At 62.4% G+C, this 14,416-nt stretch carries 15 protein-coding genes; 10 read left to right on the top strand and 5 right to left on the bottom strand.

The features are described 5' to 3' along the window. Positions 1-54 precede the first annotated feature (54 nt). The 5 genes from ABH939_RS18295 (at position 55) to ABH939_RS18275 (ending at position 4,357) form a co-directional block, all read left to right on the top strand. Positions 55-1,335, top strand: coding sequence for a DUF445 domain-containing protein (locus ABH939_RS18295; protein ID WP_020968906.1), 1,281 nt, complete (start codon positions 55-57; stop codon positions 1,333-1,335). 103 nt (positions 1,336-1,438) lie between these two features. Further along, entirely contained in the window at positions 1,439-1,945 is a 507-nt protein-coding gene (locus tag ABH939_RS18290) for a helix-turn-helix domain-containing protein (protein ID WP_003941483.1), read from the top strand. Beyond that, the gene (locus ABH939_RS18285; protein ID WP_003941552.1) at positions 1,938-2,765 is read left to right on the top strand and encodes a heparin-binding hemagglutinin; all 828 of its coding nucleotides are present in this window, start codon (positions 1,938-1,940) and stop codon (positions 2,763-2,765) included. The genes ABH939_RS18290 and ABH939_RS18285 overlap by 8 nt, the downstream gene beginning before the upstream one ends. A gap of 95 nt (positions 2,766-2,860) precedes the next feature. Further along, positions 2,861-3,157 (top strand): DUF2516 family protein, encoded by a 297-nt coding sequence (locus tag ABH939_RS18280; RefSeq protein WP_003941505.1) that lies wholly within the window; start codon positions 2,861-2,863, stop codon positions 3,155-3,157. Between the two features lie 168 nt (positions 3,158-3,325). Beyond that, positions 3,326-4,357, top strand: a complete 1,032-nt coding sequence (locus ABH939_RS18275; protein WP_021333908.1) for an alpha/beta fold hydrolase — start codon at positions 3,326-3,328, stop codon at positions 4,355-4,357. 12 nt (positions 4,358-4,369) lie between these two features. On the opposite strand, the gene purU is transcribed toward ABH939_RS18275, so the two are convergent. Next, positions 4,370-5,257 (bottom strand): formyltetrahydrofolate deformylase, encoded by an 888-nt coding sequence (gene purU / locus ABH939_RS18270; RefSeq protein ID WP_214514553.1) that lies wholly within the window; start codon positions 5,255-5,257, stop codon positions 4,370-4,372. 64 nt (positions 5,258-5,321) lie between these two features. On the opposite strand from purU, the gene deoC reads away from it, so the two are divergent. Then, positions 5,322-5,987, top strand: a complete 666-nt coding sequence (gene deoC / locus ABH939_RS18265) for a deoxyribose-phosphate aldolase (protein WP_047268935.1) — start codon at positions 5,322-5,324, stop codon at positions 5,985-5,987. Here the strand turns inward: deoC and ABH939_RS18260 are convergent. Then, positions 5,984-6,754 carry a DUF2993 domain-containing protein gene (locus ABH939_RS18260; protein ID WP_075835195.1) on the bottom strand — a complete coding sequence of 257 codons (771 nt, stop codon included), beginning with the start codon at positions 6,752-6,754 and terminating at the stop codon, positions 5,984-5,986. The two genes, deoC and ABH939_RS18260, sit on opposite strands and share 4 nt — an antisense overlap. 127 nt (positions 6,755-6,881) lie before the next feature. Here ABH939_RS18260 and ABH939_RS18255 point away from each other — a divergent pair, with 127 nt between their 5' ends. The 3 genes from ABH939_RS18255 (at position 6,882) to ABH939_RS18245 (ending at position 11,331) form a co-directional block, all read left to right on the top strand. Further along, positions 6,882-7,460 (top strand): hypothetical protein, encoded by a 579-nt coding sequence (locus ABH939_RS18255; RefSeq protein WP_003941523.1) that lies wholly within the window; start codon positions 6,882-6,884, stop codon positions 7,458-7,460. 310 nt (positions 7,461-7,770) lie between these two features. After that, positions 7,771-9,207 (top strand): Ig-like domain-containing protein, encoded by a 1,437-nt coding sequence (locus ABH939_RS18250; RefSeq protein WP_404649924.1) that lies wholly within the window; start codon positions 7,771-7,773, stop codon positions 9,205-9,207. Positions 9,208-9,288: 81 nt separating this feature from the next. After that, positions 9,289-11,331 carry an Ig-like domain-containing protein gene (locus tag ABH939_RS18245; RefSeq protein ID WP_214514552.1) on the top strand — a complete coding sequence of 681 codons (2,043 nt, stop codon included), beginning with the start codon at positions 9,289-9,291 and terminating at the stop codon, positions 11,329-11,331. Between the two features lie 70 nt (positions 11,332-11,401). On the opposite strand, the gene ABH939_RS18240 is transcribed toward ABH939_RS18245, so the two are convergent. The 3 genes from ABH939_RS18240 to ABH939_RS18230 all read right to left on the bottom strand — a co-directional run bounded on the left by ABH939_RS18240 (position 11,402) and on the right by ABH939_RS18230 (position 13,272). After that, complete coding sequence (locus tag ABH939_RS18240; protein ID WP_404649923.1) at positions 11,402-12,190, bottom strand: class I SAM-dependent methyltransferase; 789 nt, start codon at positions 12,188-12,190, stop codon at positions 11,402-11,404. Positions 12,191-12,197: 7 nt separating this feature from the next. Continuing rightward, complete coding sequence (locus ABH939_RS18235) at positions 12,198-12,698, bottom strand: DUF2505 domain-containing protein (RefSeq protein ID WP_007735352.1); 501 nt, start codon at positions 12,696-12,698, stop codon at positions 12,198-12,200. Positions 12,699-12,774: 76 nt separating this feature from the next. Next, on the bottom strand, positions 12,775-13,272 hold the full coding sequence (locus ABH939_RS18230) for a DUF2505 domain-containing protein (RefSeq protein WP_042452956.1): 498 nt from the start codon (positions 13,270-13,272) through the stop codon (positions 12,775-12,777). Between the two features lie 74 nt (positions 13,273-13,346). On the opposite strand from ABH939_RS18230, the gene ABH939_RS18225 reads away from it, so the two are divergent. Further along, on the top strand, positions 13,347-14,390 hold the full coding sequence (locus ABH939_RS18225) for a UDP-N-acetylmuramate dehydrogenase (RefSeq protein ID WP_214514551.1): 1,044 nt from the start codon (positions 13,347-13,349) through the stop codon (positions 14,388-14,390). The last annotated feature ends 26 nt before the right edge of the window (positions 14,391-14,416 follow it).

Here is a 14,416-nt window from a genome sequence, read left to right as displayed (position 1 = left end):
GCAGAATCGGACTTCGTGTCGCTCGCGCTACGCCGCGTCACACCTTTCGGCACAATGGCGAGGGTGCAGCAACTGAGCCTCTCCGCCTTCGACGACGCCGCCAAGCGTCGGGACCTTCGCAAGATGAAGGTCTTCGCTACTGGCCTTCTGGGCTTCGCGACGGTGGTCTACATCTTCTGCCGGTGGCAGGAATCCCGCGGCGCCGGAGAGTGGGTCGGGTACGTCCGGGCCGCGTCCGAGGCAGGCATGGTCGGCGCGCTTGCCGACTGGTTTGCCGTCACCGCGCTCTTCCGTCATCCGATGGGCCTTCCCATCCCGCACACTGCCATCATCAAGCGTAAGAAAGACCAGCTCGGAGCCAGCCTGAGCTCATTCGTCGGTCAAAACTTCCTGGCTCCCGAGGTTGTGTCGGCCAAGGTGCAGCAGGCGCAGATTCCGCTGCGGCTCGGCACGTGGATGGCCGAACCTGCCAACGCCGCTCGCGTCGCCGCCGAGACGTCGACGGTCTTGCGCGGCATGGTCGAGGTTCTTCGCGACGAGGACATCGCCCAGATCATCGACAACACGATCGTGAAGCGTCTGGCCGAGCCCATGTGGGGACCGCCGATCGGCCGAGTGCTCGGTGAACTTCTCAAGGACAACAAGCAACTGCCGATCATCGAATTGCTTGCCGAGCGGGCACATCAGTGGGCTCTCGGCAGCCAGGAGACGATCGATCGTGTGATCGTTCGCGATTCGCCCGCGTGGTCGCCGAAGTTCGTCGACGCCATGCTGGGGGAGAAGATATACAAGGAACTCGTCGAGTTCACCTGGAAGGTCCGTTCCAACCCCGAACACGAGGTACGCCTCGCCGCCAACCGCTTCCTGATCGACTTCGCCGATGATCTGCAGAACGACCCGGAGACCATCAAGAAGGCCGAGGGGATCAAGGCCGAGATCATGGGTCGCGAGGAAGTGACGGGTCTGGCGTCGTCGACATGGCAGGTTGCCAAGCGGCTCATCATGGAGTCCGTCGACGATCCGAACAGCACCCTGCGGACCAAGGTCGCCGAGAACGTCGCCGGCTTCGGAGTCAGGCTGCGTGACGACGAGTCCATGCGTGAGAAGGTCGACGGCTGGCTGGTGCAGGGCACCAAGTACATCGCGGAGAACTACACCGACGAGATCACTGGAGTCATCAGTGACACCGTCGAGCGGTGGGACGCCGACGAAGCGAGCCAGAAGATCGAGTTGCAGGTCGGTCGAGATCTTCAGTTCATCCGTATCAACGGCACCGTTGTGGGCTCGATCGCCGGACTGCTGATCTACACGATTTCGACGCTCATCTTCGGCTGAGCTGTCCGGTATGTGACGTCCACCACGAGTGCTAGCAGTAGTGCTTGCAATAGTTAGCACCCTCTCCTATCCTGGGAAATGTCCACTGGAAAGGGAGGACGCAATGCCAGCGAAGTCGACGAACTCCGATGACGGAGATCGTGAATCATCCGGTGCCGCAGCCGGAGCAAGCGACTTGGCAGCTCGCGTCGTCAGCTCTGCGGCACACGACATCGGGGGGTTCATTCGTGCACAGCGGGAAGCCGCCCAAGTTTCGATGCGCCAACTCGCTCAACTCGCCGGCGTCAGCAATCCGTATCTGAGTCAGATCGAACGCGGATTGCGCAAACCGTCGGCGGACGTACTGGCGCAAATCGCCAAGGGCCTTCGAGTCTCATCAGAAGTGCTGTACGTCCAAGCGGGATATCTCGAGCAACGCCCGCACAGTCCCATCAGGGACGCGGTGTTGGCCGAGACGGCCATCAACGAACGGCAGAAGCAAGTACTGCTCGAAATCTACGACTCGTTCTGTCGCGAGAACGAGTCGTCAAGACCAGCCGCAGCGCCCGATTTCGCTGAATCGGCCGCAATTCCAGACACCGAGACTTCACTAGGAGAACAAGATGACTGACAAGAACGCCATCGACAGCGTCAAGACCTCGCTCTACGCCGCCGTCGGCGCAGGCGACCTGGTTGTCCAGGCCGTGGCCGATGTAGTTGCTCAGGTTCGTGAGCGCGCCGAGAACACCCAGGGCGATGTCAACGGCCGTGTCGACGGTGCTCGCGAGAAGCTCGCTTCCGTCCAGGGTGACGTTGCCGAGAGTGTCGATGCGCTGCGCGAGCGTCTCGCCGGCCTGCCGTCCGAGCTGCCCGAAGAGCTTGCCGAGCTACGCGAGAAGTTCTCACCCGAGGAACTCCGCAAGGTCGCCGAGGCATACCTCAAGGTTGCCGGAGATCTGTACAACTCCCTCGCAGAACGTGGCGAAGACGCAGTCGAGCGCATCCGCAAGCAGCCCGCAGTCGAAGAAGGCATCGCTGCTGCAGAGTCGGCACTCGGCGACGCCGTCGAGCTGACCGAAGACGCACTCGGAACCGTTGCTCGTCAGACGCGCGCCGTGGGCGAGCAGGCTGCCAAGCTGGCCGGCCGCGCTGCCGGACGCATCTCCGACACCGCAGAAGAGGTCGGCGAGAAGATCTCTGACGCCGGTGAGAAGATCGCCGACGCAGGCGACGAGGCTGCACTGAAGGTCCTCGACCTCGGTGACCAGGCTGACGAGGCTTCCAAGGAAGCTGCCGCTCGCGTGACCGCTGCTGCTTCCGACGTCCAGGAGCGCGCGACCACCGCCGCGAAGAAGGCCGCTCCGGCCAAGGCTGCACCCGCCAAGGCTGCTCCGGCCAAGGCCACCGCACCGGCTCCGGCCAAGAAGGCTGCTCCGGCCAAGAAGGCCTGATTTGCCCAGCTCCACCTGACGAAGGCTCCCGCGCTCAGCCGAGTGTGGGAGCCTTCGTGTTCGTCGGGAACCGGATGAGAACTTAGGATGTAGTTGTGACTCAAGTCGATGGGCTAGTCGGTCTGATCTTTCTCGCACTCAAAGTGCTCGCATTGGTGGGTGCTGTCTACGCGATCGTTCATGCCGTCAGGCAGCGTCCTGACGCTTTCACCGCGGTCAACAAATTGACCAAGCCGATCTGGCTGGGAATTCTGATCGTCGCGGCATTGATTCTCTTGGCGACGTCCCCTGTCGGGCTCCTGGGCATCATCGCGGTCGTTGCAGTGTGCGTGTATCTCGTCGACGTTCGCCCGCGGGTGGACGACATTCAGCACGGCGGTTCTCGCTGGTAGTTTGCCGCACTCCCGCTCATTCCGAGCCGTGGTTCCCGGCTCATGGTGTGCTGCCCCACTCTTCTCTCCAACGCTGACAACGGGCGTTGTTCGAGTGATAGTGTCGGTTAACGGCAGTCACACATAGATTGCATCCGTCTGTCGTCAGCAGCAGTCAGGGGTAAATGCATGTCCAGTCGTTCGCGCACCACAGAGCTTCGAGTACTGGCAGGCGCCGTCGGAGTGGGAGCACTCGTCGCGGCCGTCGCTGGGATCCGTCATCGGCGATCCACGCGTGGGTTGACTCTGTCGAGCGACGTCGAGCCCAATGCACTCCTGAAGACTCCGACTCTCAAAGCTGACATCAGCGAACTGACCACCGACGACGGTGCGATCATCAATGTCCGGGCTTACGGTCCCGTCGACGGCGATCCGATCGTTCTCAGTCACGGCTGGACGTGCTCCACCGAATTCTGGTACCCGCAGGTCAATGCGCTTGCCGGCGAATATCGGGTCATCACCTACGATCAGCGCGGTCACGGCCGCAGCACCGTCGGCAATCTTCCGCTCGGCCCGGACGTCCTTGCCGACGATCTCTCTGCAGTGCTGGCGGCCACCGTTCGTGAGGACAAGAAGGCCGTCATCGTCGGTCACAGCATGGGCGGGATGAGCATCATCGCCTGGGCGGGTCGTCACCCCGACGAGGTCAAGAAGTACGCGTCGGCGGTCATGCTCGCGAGCACCGCGAGCGAAAGGTTGATCGCCGAGACCACGGTCATCCCACTGCCCAATCGTTTCCCTCGCGTGCCGGTCCCCGTGGGCCGCGCCATCCTCAGTTCGCCCGTTCCGTTCGTCTCCTCGGGCGCCATGACGAAGGCGATCCAGTACGTCTCGATGTCACCGAACGCGACCAAGGCCGAGATTCAGTTCTGCGAGAACATCGTTCGTGAGTGCAAGCCCCGCATCCGTGGAGGTTGGGGAGCAGCGCTGAGCACCCTCGACATTCACGAGGGACTCGACAATCTCGAAGTGCCGACCACCGTGCTCGTCGGTTCGCTCGACCGGCTCACTCCGCCGGTCCATGCGCGCAAGCTTGCGCAGGTCCTCGACGACGCCGGCAACCTCGAACGATTAATCGTGTTGCCGGGCGTCGGTCACATGTCGTCGATCGAGAACATCGACGAGTTCGACAAGGAAATCGTGCGACTGCGCAATCTCTAGCGCAACGCAGCTCTAGCTGAAGACGACCGTCTTGCGCCCGTGGACAAGCACACGATCCTCGAGGTGCCAGCGCAGTCCGCGGGAGAGTACGAGCTTTTCGATGTCTCGACCCTGACGGACCATGTCGGCGACATCGTCGGCGTGGTCCACACGGATCACGTCCTGCTCGATGATCGGACCGGCATCGAGTTCGGCGGTCACGTAGTGGCAGGTGGCGCCGATCAACTTCACGCCGCGGGCGAACGCCTGGTGATAGGGGCGGGCACCGATGAACGACGGCAAGAAGCTGTGGTGGATGTTGATCGCGCGCCCGGCCCAGTGCTCGCACAGTGATTCGGGCAGCACCTGCATGAATCGGGCAAGAACCACGGCGTCGGGATTGTGAGCGTCGACCAGGGCGCGGACCTTCGCGAAGGACGGTCCCCGTTCTGCCGGGTCCTTGGCGAACGGAACATGGTGGAAGTCGATCCCGTGGCGCTCGGTGACACTGCGCAGATCTTCGTGGTTTCCGATGACGGCGCTGATTTCTGCGGGGAGTTCCCCACCCGCGGCGCGGCCAAGGAGGTCATGCAAGCAGTGACCTTCCTTGCTCACGAGCAACACGATCTTCTTGGGTGCGCCGGAGTCGTGAAGAGTCCACTCGGTTTCCGGACCGATCTCGGCCGCAACAGCTTTGAACCGTTCACGAAGCTCGTCGATGCTCATGCTCACCGACGATGCACGGACCGCCTGACGCGTGAAGAACCATCCGGTGTCGGCATCGGCGTGGTATGCGGCCTCCACGATCCATCCACCGACGTCGGTGAGAAAGGTCGAGATGCGTGCGACGATGCCCGTGGTGTCGGGGCAGCCGAGGGACAGAACATAGCGACGATCATCGATCGATGGTGCAGCGGTCATGCGGCCTAGTCTCTCAGGTGCGGCTGCAGCGACGGTCGCGTGGTGGTGTGCCAAGCTTTCCAACATGTCTGAAGCTGCACTCACTCGTTCCCAGGTTGCCGCGATGGTGGACCACACTCTCCTCAAACCCGAAGCCACCGCGGCCGATGTGACCGCCCTGATCGACGAAGCACGCAGCCTCGGTGTGCTGGCTGTCTGTGTCTCGCCGTCGATGTTGCCGATTCGCGCCGAGGGACTTGTGACGGCGGCCGTCGTCGGATTCCCGTCGGGGAAGCATCATTCGCTGGTCAAGGGTGCTGAAGCGCGACTGGCCGTCGATCAAGGCGCAGCCGAGATCGACATGGTCATCGACGTAGGAGCGGCGGTCGCCGGCGACTACAGCGCGGTGTTGGCCGATATTCTCACCGTCCGCGAGGCGATGGGGGAGAGTGCGATCCTCAAAGTGATCCTCGAAACCGCAGCGCTGTCCGACGAGGCCATCGTCGAATGTTGCCGCGCAGCTGTGCGTGCCGGGGCGAACTTCGTCAAGACCTCCACCGGCTTCCACCCCGCGGGTGGAGCGACGGTCGAGGCCGTCGCACTGATGGCGCAGACGGTCGGCCCGGGCGTGGGAGTCAAGGCCAGTGGCGGAATACGTACGACGCAGGCAGCGCTCGACATGATCGCGGCCGGCGCCACCCGCCTCGGACTATCCGGAAGTCGAGCAGTATTGGACGGTCTGGCCGACTAGGTCAGCAGGCCGCAGCTGTCCGGAACCGCCGAGGTGTTCTGGTTGTTCGCGTCGGCGACGGGCATGGCGTAAGCGCCGCCCTCCAACGAGATCAGGATAGCGTCGTCGGTGACGGTCAGCTTCGTGGGCTTCATGTCCAGCGGGTAGGTCTGCAGGCTGTCGGTGAGTGTCTGGACGATGCCGTCGACCAGATCGGTCGGCAGACCCAATCCGAGAATCTCGGCGCCGACGGTCTGGACGTCGACCACACCGTTGGTGACGGTGGGCTTGACCGTGAGCTTCGCGAGCCCGACCGGACCGACGTCGAACGCGAGTGTTCCGGCGCTCGAGTCGGCGGTGACGCCGGAGACGAGCCCGCCGAAGGTCTGTTCCTGCAAGGTGGCGAGAATGCCTGCGGTAGACCAGGTGACGTCGGCGCTGGAGCTGCCGATGGTGCCGCTGTTGCCCGCCGAGGGCTGCAAGTTGATGTCGTTCACCTTCGCGTGAACCTGCATTCCCGTTGCGGGGCCGAACGAAGAGTCGTCACTGTCGATGCTGATGTACGGCACCTTCTTGTCGACTGCCTGCAGGAGTACGGGCTTCCAGCTCAACCCGACGTCGACCTGGGATCCCAGTTCGCTCTGGAACTGATCGGCCATGCAGGTCTTCACCTGGTTGCGTACGTACAGTTCTCCACCGACGAGCGCCGCGACGAGTACGGCGATCACCACGAGAAGGATGATGAGCACTCGGTTGCGCGGACGAGGGTTGTTCGCTGCGACAGTCATTCGCCAGATTCTTCCCGACGAGTCTGAACGAACTCTGTGAATACGCACTTCCTCATTCCTGTGATGCGCGACACACTCGCCCGTAGTCTGTTCGAAACGGCGTTTTCGACGGTCACCGGAGGTGGTCATGGCTTCGGACTACGAATCACTCGAGCTGCTGGCGCTGCGACAGTGCGGATTTGTCACGGCTCTCCAGGCATCCGAACTGGGTTTCGGTCTGGCGTTGATGGAAGAAATGACGGAATCCGGAACATGGACATGTGAGTGTCGCGGACTTTTTCGCCTCGAACGCGTCAGACATACCGCCTTGGACGAGTTCGCGAAGTGGTGCACGTGGTTCGCCGGTAGCGCCACCGTCTCGCACTACAGTGCCGCAGATCTGCATGGCCTCGGGCACCTGCAACCTCGCTTCATTCACCTCTCCGTTGCGCACCCTCTCGCGGCGCCGACCCGTCAGGTAGCGCTGCACCGACTGCCGCTCGCGGACGACGAGTGTGAACAGATCGGGCCCATCCGCATCACCACGCCTTTGCGTACCGTGCACGACCTCGCTTCCGGTGGAATTTCTCAAGTCCTGCTCAACGAAGTAGTCGCCGATGCGGTCGCGATAGGTCGACTGGACGCGCACGAGCTGTATCTCTCGTGTGAGAACGCGAGCGTCGACGTTGCTGTTCGGGTCGAGTTGGCTCTGGCCGCAAGCCTGTAGCCGAGAGAGATCTTCGAGGCTCCTGCGACCTTCTGGCATCACGCCCGAAATCGAATATGACGCCGATATCAGAGATTTGTAAATCGCTATTTTCGGGCGACTGTTTTGTCTTTAGCGCAGGTAAGAACGCATCCAGATGTGCGGTTCGGGACGTTCAGCCCACTGTTATTGCAGTTCGGCGATGTCGCCGATGAACTAAATCTGCGAAAAGCGTAGTTACTTTACAGTCAATGGGATAACGTCACGGCATCGAAAGCAGACGGACGCTTGTCCTGGACGCCTGTCTGCCCCGTTGTCGAGAGGGATCTGGATGTCCGTGAGTGGTGTTCGTCGTGTTGTCGGTGGGTTGAGTGTTTTTGCTGTTTCTGCGGGCTTCGCGGTGGTTGCGGGCGTCGGGGTTGCTGGTGCGGCTCCGGTGACGGCGGAGTTCAATTCGAGTGGTTACAAGATCACACGAACGATCAGTAACGCGACGCCGTCGGAAGGTGATGTGATCACCTCTACGACAGTGTTCAAGCGGACCGACTTTGTGGTCAATTACCTCTACGCGGTTCGGGATTTTCATCCGTCGTGCATGACGTATGTCGAGGGCTCGGCGAAGGTGAACGGGAAGGCCTATTCCCCGGAAACGCCGGTGAGCGCTGATTCTGTGCGTGTGAGCGCGAGCATCACGGATTGGCCGTTGTATCAGAACAATACGAAGTCGTTCGAGTTTCAGTATCGGGTCGGCGCAGGATGTGAGCGCGGGACCGATCTGGCAAGCACAGTGCATTTCGACGGTTCGGCTTGGGTGAATGACACGACAAATGGTCGTGGTCCTTCGGTCAACATTCAGAAGAACGTCTCGACGACAGCACTTGCGCCCGTCGGTGGCGCTCAGGTGGGGCAACCGGTGACGCTGAGCGCGACGGTGACCGGTGGTGCCGACTGTGATTCGGTGGAGTTCTTCGACGCCGCCACCAAGATTGGTGCGGGTACCCTCGCCAATGGTGTTGCAACACTTGCCTGGACACCGACCACCCGTGGAGACCACTCGATCACAGCGAAGTTCGCCGACACGGCGCGTGCCGTCGGCTCCGCTTCGGCAGCGCTGATCGTGAACGTTTCGCAGGCCGATGCTCAGTCCAGCACGACTCTGGCGCCGATCTCGGGCGCGCAGGTCGGCAAGTCGACCAATCTCAAAGCGACTGTGTCCGCGTCGGGCACCGGTGGAACGGTCACGTTCAAGGTCGGCGGAACGGTGCTCGCTTCGGTGCCGGTGGCAGGCAACGGTGAAGCGACCTATGCCTGGGTTCCGACGGTCGCCGGTGCACAGACGGTGGAAGCCGTATTCGCCGGTCGATCCGGTGTCACCGGGTCGAGTACCACCGCGAATGTGACAGTCGCCGAACAGCCCGCCGGAACAACAAGCTCCACAACAGATCTCAGCGTAGTAGCGGGCCAGGTCGGCGTTGCCCAGACGATCTCCGCTCAAATCAGCCCCGCCAATGCGGGTGGCACAGTCACCTTCAAGGACGGCGAGACCGTCATCGGCACGGCCACGGTCGATTCATCCGGAAAGGCCAGCCTTTCGTGGAAGCCCGCAACTCAAGGGCAGCGAGTTGTCGCGGCGGAGTACTCGGGCGCCGGCACGGTGACGGCATCGTCCGATCAGGTCTCCGTCCAGATCGCCGCACCCGTCGACGGTGAAGAACCAGGCAACGGCACCGGTTCGCTCGGCAGCCTCGGCAACATCTTCGGCTCCTAGCAATCGATACCCGGTGATGCCCCGCCCGCTTCAGGTGGTGGGGCATCACCCATATCCCTCACTTCTCGAGAAGGAAAATCTATGTCTGTAGGTTCTGCACGTCGTGCAGTTGCAGGTCTGAGTGTGTTTGCTGTTGCTGCGGGTTTCGCGGTGGTTGCGGGTGTCGGGGTTGCGGGAGCTGCGCCGGAGACACCGGGTTCGTTGACGTGGAATGCGAACAACTACGAATACACGCGGACGATCAGCAATGTGACTCCGTCCGAGGGCGAGACGATCACCGTGAAGACTGTGTTCAAGCGGAAGAACATCGTCGTGGATTACCTGTATGCGATCAAGGATGTTCATCCGACATGTCTGACGTACGTCGAGGGTTCAGCGAAGGTGAATGGTTCGACGCGGAGTGTCGAGTCCAAGGGTGCTGATTTTGTTCGTGTGAAGGGGTCACTGACAGAGTGGCCGCTGTACAACAACGACTCGAAGACTTTCGAGTTCAAGTACACGGTGGGCGCGGATTGTGCGCGTGAGGTGCCGTTGGATACTTCGGTGCATTACAACGCGTCAGTGACGAGTTCCGATTTCCAGAACAAGGGCCCGGCGGTGACGGTGTCGAAGAACATTTCGACGACGACGCTGTCACCGACCAGTGGCGTGAAGTTGGGACAACTTGTTCCGCTGAGCGCGACGGTGACCGGTGGTGCCGACGGTGATTCGGTGGAGTTCTTCGACGGTGCCACCAAGGTCGGTGCGGGCGCGCTCGCCAATGGTGTTGCAACGCTTGCCTGGACACCGGCTGACGTCCGAACCCACAGCGTGACGGCCAAGTATCTCGGTAATGCAAAGGTGGCGACCTCCACGTCGTCAGCTTTCGACGTCGTAGTGTCCGAAGCGGACAAGAGCACTGCAACCGCGATCACCGGTCCCGCAAGTGCAGTTGCAGGTGAGTCCGTGACCGTCGAGGCTACGGTGTCGCCCACTCCGGCGGGTGGCACGGTGCAGTTCAAGGACGGTGCAACCGACGTCGGCGGCGCCGTTCCCGTCGATGCCAACGGCAAGGCTTCGCTGACGAATTCCTATGTAGTCGGAGCGCATTCGATCGTGGCGGTGTACTCCGGTTCCGGTGTCTACCAGACTTCGACATCGGCGCCACATGCGCTGACAGTCGCTCCGGTGGTGGTCGAGGAGAACACAACGACTACCCTCGTCGGCCCGTCGACAGGTTCGACAGGGGAGGCCTTGTCGTTCACTGCCTCCGTCTCGACCGGTGCTGCAGGCGGAACCGTGCAGTTCAAGGAAGGTGGCAGGGATCTGGGATCCCCGGTTCCCGTGGATGCCTCAGGTAAGGCAACAACCACGCCGACCTTCAACGTGGCGGGTGAGTACGGCATCACCGCAGTGTTCTCGGGTTCGGGTAACTACTTGGGTTCGACATCGAACGCCCAGACCGTGAACGTCAAGGCGCCGGCTCCCACCGACCAGCAGACCCAGACGGTCTTGACCGTTCCGGCGGATGCAAAAACCGGTACGGCAGTTGGTCTGTCCGTAACCGTCACGCCGACGCCGGTGGGCGGCACAGTGCAGTTCAAGGACGGCTCGGGCAATCTCGGCTCGCCGGTGCCGGTCGTCGAGGGCAAGGCGTCGATCATGCACGAGTTCGCGAGCGTCGGCACGCACGACATCACGGCCGTCTACTCGGGTGCAACAGGATCCCTCACCTCTACCTCGGCCGCTCAGTCGGTTTCGGTCACGGCTCCGGCCGCGGAGGATCAGGAAACGTCCATCACCGTGAGCGCTCCGGCGTCAGCGGTCAAGGGCGCGAAGGTCGATCTTGTTGCGGCAGTGGTACCTACGCTCAGCGCAGGAACGGTCCAGTTCATGGACGGAACCACCCCGATCGGTGGACCGGTTGCGGTGGTGAACGGTAAGGCCACGCTCTCGCACACCTTCACTGAACTCGGAGATCGCCGAATCACCGCGGTGTTCAGTGGAACTGACGGCTATCTCGGTTCCGAGACCCAGGCCGCAGTCACCGTCAAGGTAACGGCAGCGTCCGACGGCGGCGATCCCGGCAACGGCGGCAGTTCGACCGGTTCACTGGGAAGCCTGGAAAACATCTTCGGGTCCTAGCCCGACGCCTGCACACGGACGCCCCGCCGCGGAGAACGCCTCCGCGGCGGGGCGTTTCCCGTCTGTGAGTTCAGGGATTCGGCGCTACGACGTGCCAGGGCACGGTCAGGATGCAGTCACGAAGACGTCGCCGCGCGGGTTGCACGGGAATTCCTTGTGCCCGAAGAATTTCCAATGCGGCGGCCCAACGATGGCGAGGTCCGAACGAGGCGTGCGGCGCGGCGGTGGCCCAGGCTCGATCGGCCGCGCTGAGCAACGCGTGGATCGGCTCACCGGGAACGTTGCGGTGGATGAGAGCCTTCGGGAGACGTTCCGCGATGTCGGAAGGACGCTCGATGTCGAAGGGGTCCCAGGCCAGTGTCAGGGTCAATGGACGATCAGCGTCGAGAAGCACCCAAGCGCAACGCCTCCCGAGTTCGTCGCAGGTTCCGTCGAGTAGCAGCCCGCCCGGTGCGAGACCGGACTGAATGTGTGACCACGCAGAGTCCACAGCCTCCTCCGGGTACTGCCGGAGCACGTTGAAGGCGCGTACGAAGACGGGTGTGAGACCGGCAAGTTCGAATCCACCACGGGCGAAGCTGACACCGTCACGACTCTCGACCACGCGGGCGGGGTCGATCTCGAGCCCGATGACGCGTCGATCCCGCCGGACAGCGGTGAGGCGGCTTGCCATCTCGAAGGTGGTGTCCGGCCTCGCCCCGTACCCGAGGTCGACGATCAACGGATCGGTCGCGTTGTTCAGGGCGTGCGCGATAGTGCGGTTGTGCACGATCCACCGGTCACTACGTCGCAGTCTGTTGATTCCCGTCGTGCCACGGGTGATGACCCCCTCGAGCTTCGGGGGTGGAGCTTTCTTCACGCCGGGTTCAGCGTGCGGCGAGCCAGGTCGCGGTGACCTGGGCTTCGGTGCGGAACAGATCTACGAGGTTGATGAGCATCAGTTGCTCCAACTTCGCGCCGATGAACGGTATGAAGACCTTGGCCTCGGACGTGGTTCGCAGCGTGGACCCGGTATCGGTCGCGAACAACTCCATGGTGCCGGACAAACTCCCCGGCCCGGCCGGGATGGACGCTTCGTACGTTCCGGTCACGGTGTCACCGAAGGCGCCGTACGACTCCTTACGAGTGATGACAAGATCCTTCTTCATCACTGTCTGAGCGATGTCAGGCAAATCCGTGCGCGGAAGAATGTGGTGGAGCACGAGATCGATTCCGGAATCGGTGACCTCGAAATGTTCCACATGGTTCTCGGAATGCTTGCGCATCTCCTCGACACGGGCCTCCCAGTACGAGCGGTCCGCCAGCGCCGCATAGACCTGCTCGGGGGAGTGCTGATAGCGGGCGGAGTAGTCGATGCGGCGAGCCATGATCGGAAAGAATACCGGTTACACGCTGTGACAAGCCAAATCGGCTGTATCCACAACTGCCACCGCCCGCAGGGTTTTACTTCGTGATCCACTCCCGGGTGAAATCCTGTTCGGCTTGGATGAGCCGGACAACCTCGTCGACAATCGCACTTTCGATCTTTCCGCCGAGGAACGGGATCTTGACCTCGACCTCACCGTCGATCTCGAGAGTGGCGGAGTTCTCGTCACCTGTCAGCACCTGCGTGCCCTCGACACGGGCGGGAACGCCGTCGACGTGGGCGGAGAAGGTGCCGGTGGCCTTGCCGTCCTTGAAAGGCGCCATCGTTTCACTGCGCTTGATGACGATGTCGCCGTTGACGACTTTCGACACCATGCTGGGGAGATGCTCTGCGGCAATGATCTGCGACATCGTGACCGCGACGGTCTCGTCGCGAACGGTCAGCTCTTCGATCGTTGCGCCGGGACCACCGACAGCGACGATTCGGTCGCGCCAGTACTGCTCGGAGGTCACCGCCTCATGGACCTTCTCGGCGGGGACTGTGTACTTCGACGAATGCTCGATGCGACGGCTCACGATTGTGGAGGCTACCGTTTATCGATGTGTGGGACGTAACCATTGGCAGACGCGTCGTGGAATCAGGCGCTTTCGTGTCCGAGAACGTTGACTTGTCGGGATTGACGACGCTCCGAATCGGGGGACCGGCGCGGCTGCTCGCCGAATGTCCGACGACGCAGTCGTTGATCGACGTCGTGACGCTGCTCGATCGCGAGCAGATCCCGACGCTGATTCTCGCCGGCGGATCCAATCTCGTGATCTCCGACTCGGGATTCGACGGAGTTGTCGTTCGTGTGGCCAACACCACCGTGAGCCTCGACACGGACCGCGTCGTCGCCGAAGCGGGCGCGGTGTGGGACGAAGTAGTCGGTCAATCGGTCGCCGCGGAACTGGGTGGCCTCGAGTGCCTGTCCGGGATTCCGGGCTCGACCGGTGCGACGCCGGTGCAGAACGTCGGCGCGTACGGCGTCGAGGTGGGCTCGCGACTCCGGCGAGTTCAACTGCTCGACCGACGCAATGGCGAAGTGTCGTGGGTCGAACCGTCGAAACTCGACTTGGGTTACCGGTCGAGCGTTCTCAAGCATTCCGATGCAGCAGTGGTTCTCGCCGTCGAATTCGATGCGTCGACCGACGGACTGAGTGCCCCGCTCGCGTACCGCGAACTGTTCACCGCACTCGGGGCCGAAGAAGGCGAGCGGTTACCTGCGTCGCAGGTCCGCGAGGCAGTTCTGGGTCTTCGGACGGGTAAGGCGATGGTGCTCGATCCGTACGACCACGACACTTGGAGCGCGGGTTCCTTCTTCACCAACCCCGTGGTGCCGGACGACAAGCTGCCCGCTGTGCTCGGAGCAATAACCGAACAGCTCGGAGACGTCACCGTGCCGCAGTTCCCGGGCAGTGGTGGAACCAAGCTCTCGGCCGGATGGTTGATCGAACGGGCCGGATTCTCGAAGGGTTATCCCGGTGAAGATGCACCGGCCAGGCTGTCGACGAAACACACCTTGGCGTTGACCAACAGAGGGTCGGCAACGAGCGCGGATGTGGTCTCGCTCGCGCGGACAGTGCGCGACGGCGTCGAAGCCGCGTTCGGTGTCCACCTGGAACCGGAACCGGTAACTGTGGGCTGCACCATCTGATTCCTGACGGAGCCCGCAGGTAGCCT

Origin of the sequence: Rhodococcus sp. 27YEA6 (assembly GCF_044908235.1) — a bacterium.
In the GTDB taxonomy this organism is placed as follows: Bacteria; Actinomycetota; Actinomycetes; order Mycobacteriales; family Mycobacteriaceae; genus Rhodococcus_F; species Rhodococcus_F qingshengii.
The sequence above is the reverse complement of the archived record's forward strand: the minus strand, read 5'-3'. Positions and strand labels throughout refer to the sequence as shown.

What these genes read in the sequence shown, in the direction of transcription:
- ABH939_RS18295 (WP_020968906.1), top strand. Translation starts at nt 55, where the DNA reads ATGGCGAGGGTGCAGCAACTGAGCCTCTCCGCCTTCGACGACGCCGCC.
- ABH939_RS18290 (WP_003941483.1), top strand. Translation starts at nt 1,439, where the DNA reads ATGCCAGCGAAGTCGACGAACTCCGATGACGGAGATCGTGAATCATCC.
- ABH939_RS18285 (WP_003941552.1), top strand. Translation starts at nt 1,938, where the DNA reads ATGACTGACAAGAACGCCATCGACAGCGTCAAGACCTCGCTCTACGCC.
- ABH939_RS18275 (WP_021333908.1), top strand. Translation starts at nt 3,326, where the DNA reads ATGTCCAGTCGTTCGCGCACCACAGAGCTTCGAGTACTGGCAGGCGCC.
- purU (WP_214514553.1), bottom strand. Translation starts at nt 5,257, where the DNA reads ATGACCGCTGCACCATCGATCGATGATCGTCGCTATGTTCTGTCCCTC.
- deoC (WP_047268935.1), top strand. Translation starts at nt 5,322, where the DNA reads ATGTCTGAAGCTGCACTCACTCGTTCCCAGGTTGCCGCGATGGTGGAC.
- ABH939_RS18260 (WP_075835195.1), bottom strand. Translation starts at nt 6,754, where the DNA reads ATGACTGTCGCAGCGAACAACCCTCGTCCGCGCAACCGAGTGCTCATC.
- ABH939_RS18255 (WP_003941523.1), top strand. Translation starts at nt 6,882, where the DNA reads ATGGCTTCGGACTACGAATCACTCGAGCTGCTGGCGCTGCGACAGTGC.
- ABH939_RS18250 (WP_404649924.1), top strand. Translation starts at nt 7,771, where the DNA reads ATGTCCGTGAGTGGTGTTCGTCGTGTTGTCGGTGGGTTGAGTGTTTTT.
- ABH939_RS18245 (WP_214514552.1), top strand. Translation starts at nt 9,289, where the DNA reads ATGTCTGTAGGTTCTGCACGTCGTGCAGTTGCAGGTCTGAGTGTGTTT.
- ABH939_RS18235 (WP_007735352.1), bottom strand. Translation starts at nt 12,698, where the DNA reads ATGGCTCGCCGCATCGACTACTCCGCCCGCTATCAGCACTCCCCCGAG.